Genomic DNA, 19,480 nt, shown 5'->3' on the forward strand with positions numbered 1-19,480 from the left:
TCTCGTGGAAAACGTCAGATCCTGGTTTGGTCACGGATACGGGCAAAATTAAGAGCCCAGAGGCAGGTTCTGAGAGTAAGCATCAAAAGTAGCGAAACTGGCACAGGCCGATAACTGACGACTGGGACATCGTACGGCGTTTACCGTACGATGTCTCTCTTGTAGAAACAGATTCTCATCCCGATGAAACCTTAAAGCGGCTCCGACTGGACGTAGTGGTACAGCAGGCGGTACGTGTTGTCCAGCGCTTCTTCATGGGTCCGCTCGTAGGCGTGGGATGCGTCAACACCGGGCCCGATAAGTCCGTGGATGAGATCGTACCCCGCTTTCACAGCGGCGCTCGCATCTGAAGAATAGTGGGGGTAAAGATCGACTTGGTAGTAAATGTCGTACGTTTTAGCCAAGTGAACCAATTTTTGTCTTAAGTCGTAATGGTACGGGCCGCTTGCGTCTTTGGCGCAAATGGAGACACAGTATTCGTCTGTTGCCTGTCCGTCCCCGATGGCCCCATGTCCACAGCTAAAAACTCCCGTGTGTGTTCTGGTATGGCCGCATTGGCACCGAAACCGACTTCTTCAAATGTGCTGAACATGACGTAGGTCGTACACGGGAGAGGCAGATTTTCCCTCACAACGCTGCGAACGAGTTCCATGAGCACGGCTGCGCTCGCTTTGTCGTCCAGATGTCGCCCTTTAACAAAGCCGGTATCTGTTTTTTCGGCGCGGGGAGCAAACGACACGAAGTCGCCGACGTTAATCCCGAGGGCGCGGACGTCATCGGCCGTTTCGACTTTGTGGTCGAGGCGTACTTCCATATTGTCTGTTGACCTTTTTTGCTTTTTGGCGTCGTCATATACGTGAACGGATGTGTGGGTGGCGAGAATCGTTCCGGTGATCATCTTTCCGTTCTGTGTCTCGACGGTGCAGTATTCACCGTCCACTGAGTGCCAAGAGAATCCGCCAATCTTGGAAAGCTTCAGCCGTCCGTTGTCTTTAATCTCTTTCACCATCGCTCCCAATGTATCGACGTGAGCTGTTAACACACGTCCGACAGATGGATCGCTTCCCGGAAGGATGACGGTCAGTCCGCCCTTGTTCGTCCGCTCATACGTCACATTCAAGTCAGACATGTGACGTTCGATGTACTGAATGGCGCGCTCTGCTCGGCCAGTTGGACTGGGTGTGTTTAATAAATCCAACAAGGTAGCGATAATTTCGTGTACAGGCGTTTTTACCATACGGACTTCTGACCTCCTTTCGTGGACAAATAACTTGACTCCATTATAAATGACCTTTGAAATTTTTAAAAATTACTTTCACATTTTTGAACATTCACTTTAGAGACGACATCACCTGACTTTCATTCCATAGTAAAGGATGCAGTGGGCCTGAGGAATCTTTAAAGGGGCGGTGTTGTCAGAATGGTCGTCAAAACGTTTATATGCGCCCGGAGACAGTTTTCTTCAGATGCCCGGAAGTTAACGATCACTGTTCTGAATGTTTTCCTCGATAAGTTCTTCCAATTTTTGAATGCGTAACTTCTCTCTCTGCCGCTCTTTCGCCACTTCTGATTTCAACGTGCGGTTGAGGGAGACGACCATGAGCAACATCACGATGGAGAACGGCAGGGCTGCGATGAAGGAAGCGGTTTGCAACCCTTCCAGGCCGCCGCTCAACAACAGTACGGCGGCAATTCCTGAGATGAGCAGTCCCCAAATAATTTTAACGTACGTTTTAGGCTGGAGAGTACCGCCCTTCGACGTGATCGTTCCCAGCACAAAGGTGGCGGAATCCGCTGAAGTCACAAAGAAGGTGATAATCAAAGCCGTTGCCAGAATACTGAGGGCCGTACCGAGAGGAAATTGTTGGAGAGTCACAAAAAGGGCGGCCTCCATGTTCTCGTTGACGACGTTGGCGAGATTGACGCCTTTTTCCATCTGCAAATGCAATCCGGAACCGCCGAATACGGCGAACCAAAGTGCGCCGAGCAAAGTCGGCATGACCATGACGGTTAGGACGAATTCTCGAATGGTCCGCCCTTTGGAAATACGGGCGATAAATGTTCCGACAAACGGTGCCCACGCAATCCACCAAGCCCAGTAAAAGAGGGTCCACGTTCCAATCCAGTCACTGCCCGTAAACGGGGTTAACCTGAAGCTCATCGTGACAATATTGCCGATGTAACTGCCCAGTGTCGTCGTCAACGTGTCCATCAGAAAGATGGTTGGACCGGCCATCAGTACGAACAGGAGTAACAGACTGGCAAGACTTAAGTTCACGTTGCTCAGCATTTTGATCCCCCGGTCTAACCCTGATACGGCGGAGATCATGAATAGCGCAGTGACGGCGACAATGATGGCGAGCTGCGTTCCCGCACTGTTCGGCAAGCCAGTCAGGTGTGTCAGTCCCCCGTTGATCTGCATGGCACCGAGTCCCAAAGATGTGGCAACGCCTGCTGCCGTTGCGATGGCCGCTAACACGTCGATTATTTTTCCGATCGGGCCGTTCACGCCATCTCCGATTAAAGGACGGAATGTGGCGCTGATCAAGCCAGCTCCCTCTTTGCGGAACTGTGTGTAGGCAAGTGCCATCCCGACGACGGCGTAGACCGCCCACGGGTGCAGGCCCCAGTGGAAAAAGGTGTAACGCAATCCAGTCCGCGCTGCTTCGACTGTTTCCGGTGTCACACCTTCCGGGGGATCGGTATAGTGCATGATCGGCTCGGCAACCCCCCAAAACACGAGGCCGATTCCCATTCCGGCAGAGAACAGCATGGCCAACCATGAAACGTACGAGTAATCTGGATCGTCGTCCTTTTTCCCCAATTTGATTCTTCCGTAGGGACCGAATGCGGCATATAGGGAAAACACGAGAAAAATGAAAGTGACCACTAAGTAAAACCAGCCGAACGTTTCCGTGATGTACGAGAAGGCAGTCGATGTCGTCGCGCCCAACCTTGTGGGAGATACAATCCCCCAGATGACAAACAGACTGACGATGATGACGGATAAATAAAAAACGATACCGACTTTTCTCGATCGTCTCTTCACGCTTATCTCCCTTTCATCCGAGGCAGAGTCTTCTCACCTGTAGTATGTCAATTTAATCAAAAAAAATGGACGGGGTTTGTGTCAAAAAACTGACCGGCCAAGTTGAAACTGGCTTCACAGTGTCGAATCGTTTATTATTATGGACAGGGTGTTTTTACAATGGAGGTGGGAATGTGAGTATTTCAAAAGAAGAGGTGCGGCACGTGGCCGAACTGGCTCGTTTGTCGCTCACTGAGGAAGAAACTGAGACGTTCAGCCTTCAGTTGAGTGACATTCTCGATTTTGCCGGGAAATTAAACGAATTGGATACAGAAGAGGTAGAGCCGACCAGTCATGTGCTGCCGATACAGAACGTCTTGCGAGAGGACGAAGTACGCCCTTCATGGCCCCGTGAAAAGGTTTTGTCCAATGCTCCCGATGTCGAGGCCGGGCAGTTTAAAGTGCCAGCCATTCTGGAGGAGTAGTCTCGTGTGCTTGTAGGAAAGGAGGAGAAAGAACGCGCATGTCATTGTTGAGTTTGCCACTCAAGGAGTTACATAAGCGATTGAGGTCAGGCGACCTCACTGCCGCAGATTTGGTAGACGAATCGCTCAATCGGATTAAAGAAGTTGACGGAGAGATTGAAGCCTTTCTGCTCGTGGACGAAGAAGGGGCACGCAAGAGAGCGAGTCAGCTGGACGAGCAGTTAGCCAAGACTGGTGAGCTTGGGATGCTCGCTGCCCTTCCGGCCGGCATCAAGGACAACATTTGCACGGAGGGGATTCGCACGACGTGTGCCAGCCAGCTGCTCGCCAACTACGAACCGATTTACAACGCGACGGTCATGGACAAGCTACGGGAGGCGCAGGCCATTCCCGTAGGTAAGCTAAACATGGACGAATTTGCCATGGGCTCCTCGACGGAAAACTCCGGCTTTAAGCGAACGTACAACCCGTGGGATAAAAAACGAGTACCAGGCGGGTCAAGCGGCGGTTCCGCCGCGTCTGTCGCCGCGGGAGAAGTGTATTTCAGCTTGGGATCGGATACGGGGGGGTCCATTCGCCAGCCCGCCGCGTTTTGCGGTGTAGTCGGACTGAAACCGACGTACGGTCTTGTCTCTCGCTTCGGACTCGTGGCGTTTGCCTCTTCCCTCGACCAGATCGGACCGCTGACGAAGAATGTGGAGGACAGTGCTTACGTGTTGCAAGCCATCGCTGGGCATGATCCGCACGATTCCACATCGGTCCACGTCGACATCCCCGACTATGTATCGGCACTGACAGGCGAGGTCAAAGGTCTCAAAATCGGCGTGCCCAAAGAACTCCTCGGCGAAGGCATTGATTCCGGTGTCAAAGAAAGAGTCAGGGCCGCGCTGCGAGAACTGGAACGTCTGGGGGCCGTGTGGGAAGAAGTGTCTATGCCACATGTCGATTACGCGGTGGCCAGTTTCTACCTCATCGCTACGGCGGAGGCGTCGTCAAACTTGGCTCGCTTCGACGGCGTACGGTACGGTGTCCGGGCGGACAAGGTCGAAAATCTCATCGATCTGTACAGAGAAACGCGCGGTCAAGGATTTGGCCCCGAAGTAAAGCGGCGCATCATGCTCGGAACGTACGCCCTCAGTTCCGGTTACTACGACGCGTACTACAAAAAAGCGCAAAAAGTGCGGACATTGATTAAACAAGACTTCGACCGCGTGTTCGAAAAGTATGACGTCATCATCGGGCCGACGACCCCGACGCCGGCGTTTAAAGTGGGAGAAAAAATTGCTGATCCGCTCACCATCTATATGGAAGACTACTGTACGATCCCGGCCAATTTAGCAGGTTTACCGGCCATTAGTGTACCGTGTGGATTTGTCGACGATTTGCCTGTAGGATTGCAAATTATCGGTAAAGCGTTCGACGAGTCGACTGTATTGCGCGTCGCCCATGCGTATGAACAGCAGACAGACCATCATACGAAGCGGCCGGTGCTAACAGGAGGGGAAGCGCAATGAACCGATACGAAACCGTCATCGGACTAGAAGTGCACGTCGAACTGTCCACGAAATCGAAAATCTTTTGCGGGTGTTCCACCGAGTTTGGCGCCCCTCCTAACACCCATACGTGTCCCGTCTGTTTGGGTCACCCAGGGGTGCTTCCGGTGTTAAACCGCCAGGCTGTCGAGTACGCCATGAAAGCGGCAATGGCGTTGAACTGTGACATTGCCACCCACAGCCAATTCGACCGCAAAAACTACTTTTACCCGGACAACCCGAAAGCTTACCAAATTTCGCAGTCTGATCAGCCCATCGGTGAGAACGGCTGGATTGAAATCGAAGTGGACGGGGAGAAGAAGCGCATCGGCATTACGAGGGTGCACCTGGAAGAAGATGCGGGAAAACTGATGCACGCAGAAGGGGGATCGGCGTCCCTCGTCGACTTAAACCGTGCCGGGTTGCCGCTCATCGAAATTGTATCCGAACCGGATATGCGTTCACCGGCGGAAGCGCGGGCTTACTTGGAAAAACTGAAAGCGATCATCCAGTACACAGGTGTGTCCGACGTCAAAATGGAAGAAGGATCGTTGCGCTGCGATGCCAACATCAGTTTGCGGAAGCGGGGTGACACGACGTTCGGGGCGAAGACTGAGATCAAAAACATGAACTCGTTTCGTGCCGTGCAACGCGGTTTGGAGTTTGAGGAGAAACGTCAGGCCCGCGTTTTGGACCAGGGGGGGACACTCGTTCAGGAGACGCGCCGGTATAACGAGGCGGACGGGACGACGATCTCCATGCGCTCTAAAGAAGAAGCCCACGATTACCGCTATTTCCCGGAACCGGATCTCGTCAGGCTCACTATTGACGATGCGTGGAAAGAACAGGTAAAAGCGTCCATTCCGGAACTGCCGGATTCAAGGCAAAAGCGTTACGTCGAGCAGTATGGATTGCCCCGTTACGATGCCGGCGTCATTACGGCGTCGAAGTCGCTGGCTGACTTCTTCGAAGACTGCCTCGAACATACAGAGAACGTCAAAGCTGTCGCCAACTGGATCATGGGGGATCTGTCGGCGCACTTAAACGCCAACGACCTCGACGTGACGGACGTGCCGCTCACACCGGAAGGACTGGGTAAAATGATTGCCCTGATCGACAACGGGACGATCAGCAGCAAGATTGCCAAAAAAGTGTTCAAAGACATGTTGGAAAACGGCGGTGACCCGGAACAGATCGTCAAAGAGAAGGGGCTTGTCCAGATTAGTGACGAAGGGAAGTTGAGAGAAATTGTGGCCGATGTGATTGCCAACAACCCGAAGTCAGTGGAAGACTTCAAGAACGGAAAAGACCGGGCCATCGGATTTCTCGTCGGCCAAGTGATGAAAACGACGAAAGGGCAGGCTAATCCGCAAATGGTCAACGAGCTCATCCGCGAAAAACTGAAGAAATAGCACTGAGAGCCTCACCTCCAAGCCGAGTTTTGGCAAAAGGGTGGGGCCAATTTCGACTTCAAGGGGAATTGACTCGGGGCGAACAGTTCGACATCTTCGGCCGGGAACTGTACCGACAGGATGACGCGTTTCTCCGAATGCACCGCCTCAATTATCTCCAGATTAGCCCTTGTGCCCCAGCAATGAATGAAAATTGTGCGACTTGAAAAGGCGGGATGTGTGAACACATCCCCCTTCGTTACGAATGACGCGACATGTGCTGGTGCGGTTAACATCGCCGGATGGCATTCATTTCGATCACGACGGTGTCGAGCTACGGCGCAAGCGCCACTGTCTAAAGAGAATGCCGTGCTTCGGAGAAAGGAACAAGGCGATGGCAAATAAGAGGCCAGCGACGCTCACCATCGCTCCGGAGATGGAGACGTTCAGCCATACAGCAGCCTGATAGCCGATGACGGCTGACAGAGTACCGGTGACAGCACTTCCAAACAGCATCCGGTTTAGGCGGTCGGTCAACAGGTAGGCCGTCGCTCCCGGTACGATGAGCATCCCGACGACTAAAATGGCGCCGACGCTGCTGAAGGCGGATACGGTCGTGAGGGAGACCATCCCCATCAACAAATAGTGCATCGCCACAGCCGAGATTCCAAGGGCAGAAGCCATCGCCGGATCAAAGGCACACAACTTCAACTCTTTGTAAAACATTGTCAACAGGAGCAAGTTCAAAAGGAGAACACCGCCCACGAGCCAAACGGCCGACGGCAGTTCCACCCCCCGATTACAGTTGTATTGAACGGGACAAAGGCAATTTCTCCGTACAGGACGTGTTGCACATCCAGGTGGACGTTTTTGGCGTAAAGTGAAACGAGGACCACCCGAGGGCGAACAACGCCGTAAAGACGATACCAATGGCAGCATCCGCCTGCACCCCCCGGTTGTTCAAACTTTGAACGAGAAAAGCGGTGAAGAGACCGACGATGACAGCACCTATGAGCATGGCGACCCCGTCTAACGTCCGGGTAACTAAAAAAGCGCCGACAATTCCGAGTAATACCGTGTGGCTGATCGCGTCCGACAGCATCGCCATCCGGCGCAAAATGAGAAAAGAACCGACGATGCCACATGAGATGCCGACAAGGGAGGCCGTCAACACAATCCATGCTCCGTGGCTCATTTGCTCACCGCTCCTTTCTCGTAGATGACATTTCCGACGTGTGGTTCTCCGCTAAAAGACGCTTCCAACCGCGGTGTCAAACCGTGCGTCTCCATCAACTCCTCCAACTCTTTTACGACAGAGGACGGAAGGGCGGCCACGAGTCCACGGGGATCGTCCCGCGCCACCCGCCATCCGGAAAAGCGGTGATCGTACATGAGAAGCAGTTGTTCCATCCGCTCTTCTTTCACGATCTGGTAGGCGCGGTTCAACCCTTGCCGGGTAAAACCGTACATATGCTCGCTTTGCGTTATCAAGTTGAGGCGTTCTGCTTGACGGGTCACTCGATTTAATTTGTGACGGGACCAGCCGGTCAACGTCCGGAGCACATCTTCTGTGACCGTTGATTGTCTCTGGTCTTCCATGTGTCGGGCCATGCCCTCTAGTAAAGTGCGCAGACGGTCTTCACGGCGCACTTTTAGCTGTCTCAGGGCAGTGACGACGAGTCCGCGCCGCGTGCCAAACAGAAGAGAGGCGACAAAGGCACAGGTCGCACTCAACACGATGAGCGGACCCGTCGCCAGCCCCTCGCCTAACGTGCTGACAAGCGTGCCGACTATCCCGCTGATTCCACCGAACAGTCCGGCGAGGACGGCGAGAACCCCGAGGCGCTCCGTCCAGTATCTGGCGGCGATTGCCGGTGTAATAAGCATGGCCGCCATCAGGACGACGCCAACGGCTTGCAGACCGACAACGACGGCACACGTGACGAGGATCATGAGGAAAGCTTCGATGACCCCCATCGGGAAACCGATCCCTCGCCCAAATCCTGGGTCAAAGCTCAGCAGCTTAAACTCTTTAAAAAAGAGGAACGAAGCGGAAAGCAACAGCAGCGAGACGGCGATCAGAACGTGGACGTCGCGGTCGACGAGGGAAGCCGCCTGTCCGAGCATATAGGCGTCGAGGCCGCTGTGGTTCCCGTACGGGCCGTTTTGAATGAGCGTCATCAAGACCACGCCGAATCCGAAAAAGACGCTGAGTACAATGCCGAGGGCGGCATCTTGTTTCATGCGGGACTTTCGTGTCATAAACTGTATCGCCCATGCCCCGAAGAGAGCTGTTACGGCCGCCCGAACATCGACAGCCCGACGGATTTCACCCCTGTCAATAAAAAGGCGAAACATATGCCAGGTAAGGCAGCGTGGGACATAGCATCTCCGAGCAGGCTCTGCTTGCGCAGGACGACAAAGCTGCCGAGCACGCCACTCGAAATCCCTAACAGCATCGTGCCGGCAAGCACCCAGCGCACGTTGGCGCTTCCGAAGATGCTAAGGATCAGCTCCATCCCCATCACCCTCCTTTTGCGACAGACTCCGTCTGTTTTGTCACGAACGTCAACCGGCCCCCGTACGTTTTTTGCAAGTTGTCGGGTGTAAAGGTGACGTCTGTCGGGCCGATGGCTATCTTGCGCATGTTGAGAAGCAGAACCCAGTCGAAGTATTCAGAGACTGTTTGCAGGTCGTGGTGTACGACGACGACCGTCTTTCCTTCCCCGTTCAGCGTTTTTAATATGTTGAGAATCGCCGCTTCTGTAGCCGCGTCGACTCCGGAGAACGGCTCATCCATAAAGTACAGGTCCGCTTCCTGTGCCAATGCCCGCGCGAGGAACACCCGCTGTTGCTGACCGCCGGACAACTGGCTGATCTGCCGCCCGGCGTAATCAGCCATCCCGACTTTGTCCAGGCATTCCATTGCTATCGCTTTATCCCGTTTTCCCGGCCGTTTTACCCAGCCGACATGGCCGTAGCGGCCCATCAACACGACATCCAAAGCGTTCGTCGGAAAATCCCAGTCAACGGATTCCCGTTGCGGGACGTACCCAATCCGTCGCCTCACGCGGCGGTACGGCTGACCGAACAGCTTCACGTCTCCGGCTGTTTTCGGCACCAGGCCGAGGATACTCTTTAACAGCGTGCTTTTGCCTGCGCCGTTCGGCCCGACGACAGCCAGCAATGTGCTGTCAGGTACAGAAAACGTGACGTCTTTTAACACGGGTTTATTGTGATAAGCGACCGTTAAGTGTTGAACGTCTAGCGGTTGCTCCATATCGCTTCCCCCTTGTCATGATAGATCTGTTATTTCAGCGCATCGACAATTGTGTCCACGTTATGTTTGATCATGCCGATATACGTCCCTTCTTCTGTTCCTTCCTCGCCCATAGCGTCGGAAAACAGCTCACCGCCGATGGTGAGGTCGTGACCCTTGGCTGCTGCTCCTTCCACGACAGCTTGAATCGCCTTTTCCGAGACACTCGATTCGATAAACACCGCTTTAATATTGTGTTCCGTGACCAGATCGACAATCGCGTTCACATCGTTGACACTGTACTCTGCGTCCGTGCTGATGCCTTGTAATCCTCGGACCTCCATGCCGTAAGCATTTCCGAAGTAGCCAAAAGCGTCATGGGCGGTAACAAGCATGCGGCTTTCCTCCGGAATTTCTGCAATGCGTTCCTGTATATACTCGTGTAAGTCCTGGATTTCCCTTAAATACGCCGCAGCATTTTCAGCGTAACGGTCAGCGTGATCCGGGTCTATCTCTCTCAAACGACTTTCGATCACTTTCACGGCTTCCTGCCACAACTTCAGATCAAACCAGACGTGGGGATCGTAAATCCCGTCCTCTACTTCGAGCAGTTGTTCCTCGGGTATCTGTTCCGTTACGGCGATGACCGGTTTGGACTGTGCCATGTTGACAAACATGTCGTTCATGTTGCCTTCCAAGTTGAGGCCGTTATAAAAGATGATGTCGGCCTCTTCCAGTTTGGAAATGTCGCCTTGAGACGTCCGGTACACGTGGGGGTCCGTTCCAGGTCCCATGATCGCTTGCACTTTGACTCGATCGCCGCCGATATGTTGCACGGCGTCGGCAATTTGGCCGATGGTAGTCGTCACGCGAACTTTGTCCTCTGATTCGCTGGCATCTCCCATGTCTGTTTCTCCAGTTCCATCACCTGTGCCAGCCGATGAGCTGCATCCGATTAAAGCAATTGAAAGGGCGATGGTCAGTAAGAAAAGTTTCCACCCATTCATGTTATGTTCGCCTCCAAGATAAATTTGTTTGATTAGGGAACCTTTGTTTCCTTAGTGCAACTTTATGCTCTAAGAGAACGCATGATCCAAAAAAACCATACGTGTTCACCTATTTTTTGTGGACTAAGGTTAAAATGTTTCCTTAGTACAACTTTGTTTATCATGATAATACGCTTTCGTTGTTTTGTAAATACATTTTTGGGTTCGATTGAACTTGATTGTCAAAAAAGGTATGATAAAGGCGACCTTGTAACGTCTGTCCAGGTTGTGCTGTCTATTGTGAAGAGATAGTGTGGGGGTTCTTGCGACACGCTTTTTCAGATGGAGTGAGGTGTTGGAATGGCGGTTTTTTACGGGTTGATCTCAGGCTTTTTCATAGTGCTCGGCATTTTTCGTCTGCAGGAAGCGCCAGCTGCAGCTATACATAACTTTTTGATCGGTCTCTATTTCTTTATGACGTTATATGCTCTGATCGGAAAACCGTTCCCGAGGCGCGCGCACATGGCTTTAGCTGTTGGACTGTTAGGGGATGCGGGGTTACAGTTTTACGTTCAGGACGTACTGAGCGGTGTCATCAGTCTGTTATTCGCGTACTTTGCGTACATAGACCGCAATCGCTTTGCGTCAAGTTAAATGAGAGTGGCGTTTACACCGTCTTCATCCTACTGTTGACACCCAGAGCGGCATTCCCAGAAAATCAGGGCGCATATGATAAAATGTAGGTGTGAGATGAATGTGTAGGAGGAGCGCCATGTCGAAGAGTGTTACATATATTGCCGGGGTGGACCTGGGAGGGACAAAAATTGCAACGGCCTTGTTGACGACGGAGGGGCACATCGTGGAACGGAAGCGACTGGATACGCTCGCAGAAGAAGGTCCCGATGCAGTAATCGAGCGCATGGCCCAATCCGTTAGAGACGTCCAAAAAGGCCGCCCCATTTTAGGTGTGGGGGTTGGAACACCCGGTCCGCTTGACAGTAAAAAGGGAGTCGTCTTGCACGGGCCGAATCTCGCCGGATGGACGAACGTCCCTTTGCGAGATCGCCTCCAAAATCTGCTGCAAACAGAAGTGAAGGTGGAAAACGACGCCAATGCAGCAGCTTGGGGAGAATACGTTTTCGGCGCAGGGAAAGGCACGAAGAACATGGTGTACATAACGATCAGTACAGGTATTGGCTCGGGCCTCGTGTTAAACGGAGAACTGTTTGTCGGGAGCAACTCGTTTGCCGGTGAGCTGGGCCATACGATAATCGATCCGTCCGGTCCAAAGTGTGGTTGTGGAAATGTCGGGTGTTGGGAAGCGTGTGCTTCAGGGACAGCCATTGGGCGTTACGCCCGTGAAAGCGCACAAGCGGGACAGACTAAAATGGCGGAACTGGCGGCAGAAGAAGGTGTGCCGGTGAGCGCCAAACATGTATTTGCAGCAGCTCAATTGGGCGATACTGCGGCACAGGCGATTGTCGACAAAACGGTGCACTACCTCGGCATTGGGCTGGCGAATACGGTCCATTCTTACAATCCGGAACGGATCGTCATCGGAGGCGGGGTGAGCAACGTCGGCGACTTTCTGTTTGACGCCCTGCGGGAAAAAACGGATTCCCTTGTCATGCCTCCCTACCGTAAGACGTATGAAATTGTACCGGCACAGCTCGGAGGCGATGTCGGTATATTAGGGGCTGCGGCGCTGTTTTTGGGGAAAACGAGCGGAACAGGCGTTAGGTGATCGTATGAAAGCGCGTCTCATCTACAATCCGACAGCCGGAAGGGAAGAAATCCGCCGACAATTGCCTGACGTTCTTGAAATCCTCGAGGATGCGGGGTTAGAAACGTCTTGCCGCGCGACGAAAAAGTCCGGTGATGCGGTAGAGGCGGCGCGCCAGGCAGCGTCCAGCGGTTACGACGTCGTCATCGCGGCGGGAGGCGACGGTACTGTTTACGAAGTGGTCAACGGGTTGGCAGGTTTGCCAAGGCGACCGAAGCTGGGCATCATTCCAGCAGGTACGACGAACGACTTCGCCCGCGCCAGCGGCGTCCCCCGCCAAATACACGAAGCGTGTCGAGTGATCGCCGCCGGCCACAGCAGGCCGATCGACGTCGGGAAACTGAACGACAAGTACTTTATCAACATTGCCGGCGGAGGATGGATGACCGACGTCACGTACGATGTCCCGAGTAAGCTGAAAACAGTTATCGGACAGCTGGCCTACTACGCCAAAGGACTGGAAAAATTGCCGTCCATCCAGCCGATTCGGGTGAGGATGGAAACAAACGATCAGGTGCTGGAAGAGACGGTCATGCTCTTTCTCATCGCCAACAGCCCGTCGGTCGGAGGGTTTGAGAAGCTCGCGCCGACTGCCGATTTGGGTGACGGCCTGTTCGATGTAATCGTCGTGAAAAAGACCAACTTGGCTGAATTTATTCGCCTTGCCGGTCTGGCCCTTCGCGGCGAGCATTTACACGATCCTCGCATCATCTACTTCAAGACAAACCGTCTCCGCCTAAGCTCCCCGGACAGAGTGTTGTTAAATCTGGACGGGGAGCTGGGTGGGGAACTGCCTTGTGAGTTTGAAGTACTATCGCACCACATTCAACTATTGATCCCCGAAGGAAATTCTACATGAGCCGACGAAAACCACCTGTCTGTTTACATCAAGAGATCACGCTGACCCTTACGGGACAGAGCCACACCGGTGACGGTGTGGGCAAATATGAAGGATTTGCCGTGTTCGTACCCGGTGGCATCGCGGGGGAGACGGTTCGCGCCAAAGTGACGAAAGTCAAGCCGACTTACGCCCATGCCCGCATCGTTCGCATTTTGAAAGAAAGTCCGGACCGGGTGACACCGCCGTGTCCGATTTTCGACCGTTGCGGCGGCTGTCAATTGCAACACCTGGCGTACGACGGCCAGTTAAAGATGAAAACCCGCCTCGTGCGGGACAACCTCGAGCGCATCGGTCAATTGAAAGAGGTCTCGGTCCGTCCAGTCATGGGCATGCGTGATCCGTGGCGCTATCGCAACAAAGCGCAAGTCCCGTTCGGCGAGGGCGAGGGAGGACTTGTGGCCGGTTTTTACGAACAGGGAACCCACGACATTATCGACATGGAATCGTGCCTCATCCAGCGCGAAGAAAGTGATGAAGTGGTGCGCACGGTGAAGGACATTGTCCGGGAACTCGGCATTCCCCCTTACCGGGAAAAAGACCACACAGGTGTCTTGCGCCACGTCGTCACAAAGGTGGGGGCCAATACTGGCCAGCTGATGATAGTCCTCGTCACGAACGGACCAGATCTGCCGCATCGGGACGAGCTCGTGAAGCGGTTCGTCGACCGCTTTCCCCAACTCCAATCGGTCATCCAGAACGTGAACAGCAAGCGGACGAATGTCATCATGGGGGAAGACAGCCGCACTTTGTGGGGAGAGGACACGATAATTGATACGATCGGCGATATCGCCTTTGCCATTTCCCCCCGTTCGTTTTATCAAGTTAACCCTGAGCAGACGGAAGTCCTGTACAGAGAAGTGCTCAAGGCCGCAGATCTGAAAGGCGGCGAGACCGTCGTTGACGCCTACTGCGGCATCGGGACGATCTCCCTCTTTTTGGCCCGGCACGCCCGCCGAGTGCTCGGCGTGGAAGTCGTCGATGAAGCCATTGCCGACGCAAAGCGCAACGCGAGGCTGAACGGCATCGAAAACGTGCATTTCGCCGTCGGCAAAGCGGAAGACGTCATGCCGTGGTGGTACGCCCAGGGCGTGCGTCCGGATGTCATCGTCGTCGACCCGCCGCGCAAAGGCTGTGATGAACGATTACTCGACACCATTGCGGACATGAAACCCGAACGTACAGTTTACGTTTCGTGCAATCCGAGCACACTGGCCCGGGATCTGCGCATTTTAGCCGATCACGGCTTCACTGTAGAATACGTTCAACCCGTCGACATGTTTCCGCACACGGTACACGTGGAGTGCTGTGTGTTACTCGAAAAAAATAGAAGATATGTATGAGTTCGAGAATCGGTAAAAGATTCTCGGACTTCCATCTTCTTTGATTTCAATACGTTCTATGAATTTGTGTAAGAATTCAGGTGTAAGTGTCGGATTTGCAATAAATTCTTCTAATTCTTTGTTCAGAGCATCAATGTTTAAAGCAGATGAACTTTCATTTAATGCTTCTTCAATTGACTGCTTTTTCGTGGTTAATTCTGTTAGCTTTTGGTTGTTATCTTCAATTAACAATTGATACTCTTCATCTCTTATCTCTTTTCTTACTTTCATCCGCAGAGCTTCGATCTTTTCGTTCTTCAAAGCCTCTAATTCCTTTTCAATCTTTGAAATAGTGCTTTATCCTTCTTGATGACTCTATTGACCTCTTTTTCAAGAATGGATAGATAATTGTCTTCATTGAGGCGTTGAAATAGGCTTTTTATTTCTAACGTCAGTAAATCCATTAATCCTGCTTCTTTAAAGTGATGGTCAGTACATAGAATGCCTTTATGCTTATTATAGTTACCACATACATATCCCTTTCAATTGTCTTTGTAGTGCATGCTTCTACCACAATCGGCACAGAAAGCTATATTGGTAAATAGATGTTTTTTAGCGTATGGTCTTTTTCGTTTACGTTGTTGTACTAATTGTTGAACCGTTTCAAAATTTTGTCTTGAAATAAAAGCTTCATCCTGAATTATTCATAACCGCGTCTCAAATGTTTTAAAAAACCAGTTTCAAGCCTGATTTTTGTAAGTTTTTGGTTTCCCTAGATGTTTTCTCAAATATATTACCTAATCTACTGGAAAAACAGCAGGAAGTCATACGCTAGCTTTCATAATCGGCTGTAAAAGGGCACACTGATCCTGTGGTCAATGTGAATGCTATGAGATTGACTTTTCTAATATCATCTCATTCAACCAAACCGTGGGAGGTGATGGATGGTTCGTAAAGTCTGCCAATAAGCCTTTTGATACAGACAACTGCTGCACAGTTTAAATGTCAGATATCTGCCTGAACGAACCAGCTTTCCCGCGATCTTAAGCAACTTCAAACGGATGTTGTCGATACGATTTTTGTTCATCGTTCTAGGTAGACACAGTCGACGAAACCAGTTGTTGAAGTTATAGGCGAGCACCATGAGTTGCAGCTTTGTGGCGTTGCTGTAAAACGATGGACTGCTCATCTGATCGAAAGCAAAGCCGTTCTTGGCTTCTTTGATAAAGTTTTCCATCGTGCCACGGTTCGCATAAAGCTTGACGATGTTTTTGGGTGAGAGCCCCATGTTGGTCACGATGAAGGTGTAGGTGAAGAAAAGCTCACCTTCCGGTTTCTCCATCTTGACCACCACACGACGCGGCTTATCCCAAGCACGTGCCTGGTAGTCAAATGATGTGTAAAACACCTTGGCTTCTGTCGTGTTCAGATCAAACTGTTTCCAGAGTTCATCTTCAAATGGCTGTGCTTTTTGTTTCAACACGTTGTTTGCTTTTAAGCGGATCACATAGTGGACATCATGTGTTTCCGCCAATTGATAGAGAGCCGGGATGGCAAAACCGCTGTCCCCGCGTATGCATAGCGTTGCCCATGGACTTTGCTTCCGATATCGCTTGATTTCAGGGCCGACAAAGCGGACGACTTGCCGGGATGTGTACACATGACCAGCGCGCAGTTCTGCTTTGAGACAATCTCCAGTCAGTCCATCAAACATCATCAGGGGATGGTAACCCTGGGCTTGATAATGCGTGTTAAAGGCGGATCCATGCTGTTCACCATAGGTGGCCAAGTTGGTCGAGTCCAGATCCATCATGATGTTTTCCTTGGGTTGGATGATATCGACTCGTTTTTGCATCAGTGAATTGACCGATTGCAACTGCTTCATCGTTTCCTTATCCAATTTCTGATTTAGCCGGGAAATGGTCGGTTGAGAAGCCAGGACTTCTTTACCCAAAATGGTGGTCAACACAGGTTCATGACGTAATTCATCGGCATGATCATCCGCATGATACCCGGCAATGTGCTGATAGATCTTTTGGATGATGACGTCATCGTTAAAATGGATGTGATGACGGTTTGGATCATTCACATTGAGGTGATCCGTGATCGCTTGACTGAGCCCGATTTTTTCATCAAATTCTTTATACAGTAACCAACCGGCATCTGAGGTCAGGTTTCCACCTTCAAAATTGACTTTCACACTTTTGTTGAAATGCATGGTCTGCTCGTTTACACTATGCATAAGGGAGCCTCCTTGGTTTGTATTGGTTTTGGTCACTTTTACAATACCAAAGGTTGGGCTCCATTTCTATTTTTCACCCATTGGGTGAAAAGGTGGAATGCTTTTAATGGCCTGGTATGACGCGCTTTTTGATATTTTAAGTTCAGCTATATGAATAATTCAGGTTCATGTGTGTTTTCGACTATGATTTGTTCACTTTTATCTACCTTTTTACGTCTTTTTGTAGTTACACTGGCAGTTGTTTCTCTATTTTGAACTAAATCGCCAGTATAATGTGGTTTTGATAAGATAATCCTTATTGTTGAATCGTGCCAATAGACACCACTATTTTTCCTACCTACGGTTTGACCAGGTGTAGGAATTCCTTCTTTAGATAATTCGTTTGCGATTTTTCCAAAGCCTTTGCCCGCAATATAGTCTCTAAATATCCGCTTTACGACATCAACTGTAAAGTCATCACGAACAAATAATTTTCCACTTACGACATGATAGCCAAACGGGGGGATTGAACCTTTAAAATTCCCTTGCTGTGCAGAGATTCGAAGGGAGTGTTTAACCCGTTCACTAATACGTTGGGATTCCTGTTCATACAACCAAGCGTAAATTCCAAACATATGTGATTCACCTTTAGTTGTATCAATAGCATTGTCCAACGTAATTATGTCGAATTCATTTTGTTCTGCAAGAAGTTAAGTCCTTATAATTGTGTAAAATGGATTCCTTAAAAATAAAGGAGCCAATTTCAAAATCCTCGGTTAGAATGGAGTTGTCGGAAATACCATTCTGGAGAGGAGAATTTTGAAATGGCTCAATACCAGATTACCGTAGATCAAGAACTTTTGCAGCAACTTTTTTTAGGACATTCAAAAGACGCTGGTGTAGCGAAATTACTGGAATCGGTATTAAACCAAATTCTCCAAGCGCAGGTGACCGAACAGCTGGCAGCTGAACGCTATGAACGCACGGATTCCCGTCAAGGCTATCGCAATGGATCCTATCCTCATCAATTAACCACTCGGGTGGGGACCATTACGTTACGTGTTCCACGGATTCGAAACGGTCAGTTCTCCACTGAACTGTTTGCCCGTTACCAACGGAGCGAGCAAGCTTTGGTGTTGGCTTTGATGGAAATGGTCGTGAATGGGGTTTCCACACGTAAAGTGACTCAGATTACCGAAGAGCTTTGCGGCACTCATTTTTCCAAGTCCACCGTTTCAGACCTGTGCAAAAGGCTTGATCCTATTGTGGAGGCTTGGAATTATCGTCCGCTTTCAGACCGCCGGTTCCCGTTTGTGCTGGTGGATGCCTTGTACCTCAAAGTCCGTGAGGATGGCCGGGTACGGTCCAGAGGAGTGATGATAGGAATCGGTGTCAACACAGACGGTTACCGGGAAGTCTTGGGGATCATGACCGGTGACACGGAATCGGAAGCCAGCTGGAGCGAATTTTTCAGTTGGTTAAAACAACGTGGTCTTGGTGGTGTCGATTTGATCACCTCTGATGACCATGGCGGTTTAGTCCGTGCCATTCGTCACCATTTCCAAGGGGTCACCTGGCAACGCTGTCAAACCCATTTGATGCGTAATATTCTGGATGCCACACCAAAAGCGCTGAGAGACGAAGTTCATCGCCATGTCCGTGGCATCCTGGATGCAGCGGATATCGAAACAGCCAGAATGCTTTTGAACGAAACGCTGAAAGTCTTTGAAGAGAAAGCGCCTAAAGCCATGCGTATTTTGGAAAACGGGTTTGATGATGCCACCGCCGTTTTGGCTTTCCCTGAGAAGTACCGTAAGCGACTGCGTACCACCAACAGCGTCGAGCGGTTGAACGAAGAAATCCGCAGACGGGAACGTGTGATTCGCATTTTTCCCAACCGCCAATCGGTGATTCGTCTGTTGGGGGCCTTACTCATGGAACAGGATGAGAAGTGGGCCAGTGGTCGGAAATACCTCGATATGGAAGATTACTTCACCTGGCGCAAAAGCCATTCAGCAAAAACACATAGTAAGGTGACACGCATCATGTAGGCAGCTTATCTAACCGAGGAGCTTTTTACACACAATTTTGGACTTGATCCATGGGTTTTATTTGGTCTATACTCATTTATTATACTATTTAATTTACTATTTCAACGTATCATCATTCGATTCACTGATTATTACATAAATGAAGACACATTTAACAGATATGTTTTTACTCCAATGGACTCGAATGGATATTTTTAATTTTTTGAAGTTTAATTCGAATATCATTCCGTTTAAAAATACGATTGAATACCTAACTGGATCTGATCGTTTCATACAATTGGCAGTATCCTTGGGTTCTTACTTTTAAAGATAATAAAAAGTGTCATAACTTTACCGAAAGAAAGTTTCTTCCGAAGGATTACAAATTGATTCTTTTAAAAGTCCATTTGGAGAGGATTTATAGATAGATTAAAAAACGGGGAGTTAGCGTTTATGAAAATTGTAATGAAATTAGGATTAACAATTGCATTATGCTTTTATCTGTTAATCCTTTCAAAGTTAATTCTGTTCAAATACCTTACGAT

The 19,480-nt window shown here is 50.6% G+C and carries 16 protein-coding genes and 2 pseudogenes; 8 read left to right on the forward strand and 10 right to left on the reverse strand.

Annotated elements, in window-relative coordinates; all coding sequences use genetic code 11:
• Positions 1–191: 191 nt before the first annotated feature.
• A pseudogene (locus B0W44_RS02055) lies at positions 192–1,237 on the reverse strand (M42 family metallopeptidase).
• A gap of 240 nt (positions 1,238–1,477) precedes the next feature.
• Positions 1,478–3,022 (reverse strand): glycine betaine uptake BCCT transporter, encoded by a 1,545-nt coding sequence (locus B0W44_RS02060; protein ID WP_077721212.1) that lies wholly within the window; start codon positions 3,020–3,022, stop codon positions 1,478–1,480.
• Positions 3,023–3,222: 200 nt separating this feature from the next.
• Here B0W44_RS02060 and gatC point away from each other — a divergent pair, with 200 nt between their 5' ends.
• Genes gatC through gatB form a run of 3 tightly spaced genes read left to right on the forward strand, consistent with a single transcriptional unit; the run spans position 3,223 to position 6,457 of the window.
• Complete coding sequence (gene gatC / locus B0W44_RS02065) at positions 3,223–3,513, forward strand: Asp-tRNA(Asn)/Glu-tRNA(Gln) amidotransferase subunit GatC (protein ID WP_077718557.1); 291 nt, start codon at positions 3,223–3,225, stop codon at positions 3,511–3,513.
• Between the two features lie 38 nt (positions 3,514–3,551).
• Positions 3,552–5,027 carry an Asp-tRNA(Asn)/Glu-tRNA(Gln) amidotransferase subunit GatA gene (gatA, locus tag B0W44_RS02070; protein WP_077718558.1) on the forward strand — a complete coding sequence of 492 codons (1,476 nt, stop codon included), beginning with the start codon at positions 3,552–3,554 and terminating at the stop codon, positions 5,025–5,027.
• A complete protein-coding gene (gene gatB / locus B0W44_RS02075; RefSeq protein WP_077718559.1) occupies positions 5,024–6,457 on the forward strand; it encodes an Asp-tRNA(Asn)/Glu-tRNA(Gln) amidotransferase subunit GatB in 1,434 nt (477 codons plus the stop codon). The genes gatA and gatB overlap by 4 nt, the downstream gene beginning before the upstream one ends.
• A 297-nt stretch (positions 6,458–6,754) precedes the next feature.
• On the opposite strand, the pseudogene B0W44_RS02080 reads toward gatB, so the two are convergent.
• The 5 genes and pseudogenes from B0W44_RS02080 to B0W44_RS02095 form a co-directional block, all read right to left on the reverse strand.
• A pseudogene (locus B0W44_RS02080) lies at positions 6,755–7,631 on the reverse strand (metal ABC transporter permease).
• A complete protein-coding gene (locus B0W44_RS02085) occupies positions 7,628–8,680 on the reverse strand; it encodes a metal ABC transporter permease (RefSeq protein ID WP_418304066.1) in 1,053 nt (350 codons plus the stop codon). The pseudogene B0W44_RS02080 and the gene B0W44_RS02085 overlap by 4 nt, the downstream one beginning before the upstream one ends.
• A gap of 50 nt (positions 8,681–8,730) precedes the next feature.
• Positions 8,731–8,919 carry a metal ABC transporter permease gene (locus tag B0W44_RS18735; RefSeq protein ID WP_237087428.1) on the reverse strand — a complete coding sequence of 63 codons (189 nt, stop codon included), beginning with the start codon at positions 8,917–8,919 and terminating at the stop codon, positions 8,731–8,733.
• Between the two features lie 41 nt (positions 8,920–8,960).
• On the reverse strand, positions 8,961–9,716 hold the full coding sequence (locus B0W44_RS02090) for a metal ABC transporter ATP-binding protein (protein WP_077718560.1): 756 nt from the start codon (positions 9,714–9,716) through the stop codon (positions 8,961–8,963).
• Between the two features lie 29 nt (positions 9,717–9,745).
• Positions 9,746–10,702: a metal ABC transporter solute-binding protein, Zn/Mn family gene (locus B0W44_RS02095; RefSeq protein ID WP_077718561.1), complete on the reverse strand. Its 957-nt coding sequence runs from the start codon at positions 10,700–10,702 to the stop codon at positions 9,746–9,748.
• A 339-nt stretch (positions 10,703–11,041) separates the two neighbouring features.
• Between B0W44_RS02095 and B0W44_RS02100 the strand changes: the two genes are divergently transcribed.
• From B0W44_RS02100 to rlmD, 4 genes are all read left to right on the forward strand, one after another.
• Positions 11,042–11,335 (forward strand): hypothetical protein, encoded by a 294-nt coding sequence (locus B0W44_RS02100; RefSeq protein WP_077718562.1) that lies wholly within the window; start codon positions 11,042–11,044, stop codon positions 11,333–11,335.
• 118 nt (positions 11,336–11,453) lie between these two features.
• Positions 11,454–12,425, forward strand: coding sequence for an ROK family protein (locus B0W44_RS02105; protein ID WP_077718563.1), 972 nt, complete (start codon positions 11,454–11,456; stop codon positions 12,423–12,425).
• A 4-nt stretch (positions 12,426–12,429) separates the two neighbouring features.
• The gene (locus tag B0W44_RS02110; RefSeq protein WP_077718564.1) at positions 12,430–13,323 is read left to right on the forward strand and encodes a diacylglycerol kinase; all 894 of its coding nucleotides are present in this window, start codon (positions 12,430–12,432) and stop codon (positions 13,321–13,323) included.
• The gene (gene rlmD / locus B0W44_RS02115) at positions 13,320–14,705 is read left to right on the forward strand and encodes a 23S rRNA (uracil(1939)-C(5))-methyltransferase RlmD (protein ID WP_077718565.1); all 1,386 of its coding nucleotides are present in this window, start codon (positions 13,320–13,322) and stop codon (positions 14,703–14,705) included. The genes B0W44_RS02110 and rlmD overlap by 4 nt, the downstream gene beginning before the upstream one ends.
• On the opposite strand, the gene B0W44_RS02120 is transcribed toward rlmD, so the two are convergent.
• From B0W44_RS02120 to B0W44_RS02130, 3 genes are all read right to left on the reverse strand, one after another.
• Entirely contained in the window at positions 14,676–15,005 is a 330-nt protein-coding gene (locus tag B0W44_RS02120) for a hypothetical protein (protein WP_077718566.1), read from the reverse strand. The two genes, rlmD and B0W44_RS02120, sit on opposite strands and share 30 nt — an antisense overlap.
• A gap of 598 nt (positions 15,006–15,603) precedes the next feature.
• Positions 15,604–16,926, reverse strand: coding sequence for an IS1380 family transposase (locus B0W44_RS02125; RefSeq protein WP_077718401.1), 1,323 nt, complete (start codon positions 16,924–16,926; stop codon positions 15,604–15,606).
• Between the two features lie 146 nt (positions 16,927–17,072).
• On the reverse strand, positions 17,073–17,579 hold the full coding sequence (locus tag B0W44_RS02130) for a recombinase family protein (protein WP_169835369.1): 507 nt from the start codon (positions 17,577–17,579) through the stop codon (positions 17,073–17,075).
• 150 nt (positions 17,580–17,729) lie between these two features.
• On the opposite strand from B0W44_RS02130, the gene B0W44_RS02135 reads away from it, so the two are divergent.
• Entirely contained in the window at positions 17,730–18,956 is a 1,227-nt protein-coding gene (locus tag B0W44_RS02135) for an IS256 family transposase (RefSeq protein ID WP_077718568.1), read from the forward strand.
• The last annotated feature ends 524 nt before the right edge of the window (positions 18,957–19,480 follow it).

The sequence above is a fragment of the Novibacillus thermophilus genome, from assembly GCF_002005165.1.
GTDB classification, from domain to species: Bacteria; Bacillota; Bacilli; order Thermoactinomycetales; family Novibacillaceae; genus Novibacillus; species Novibacillus thermophilus.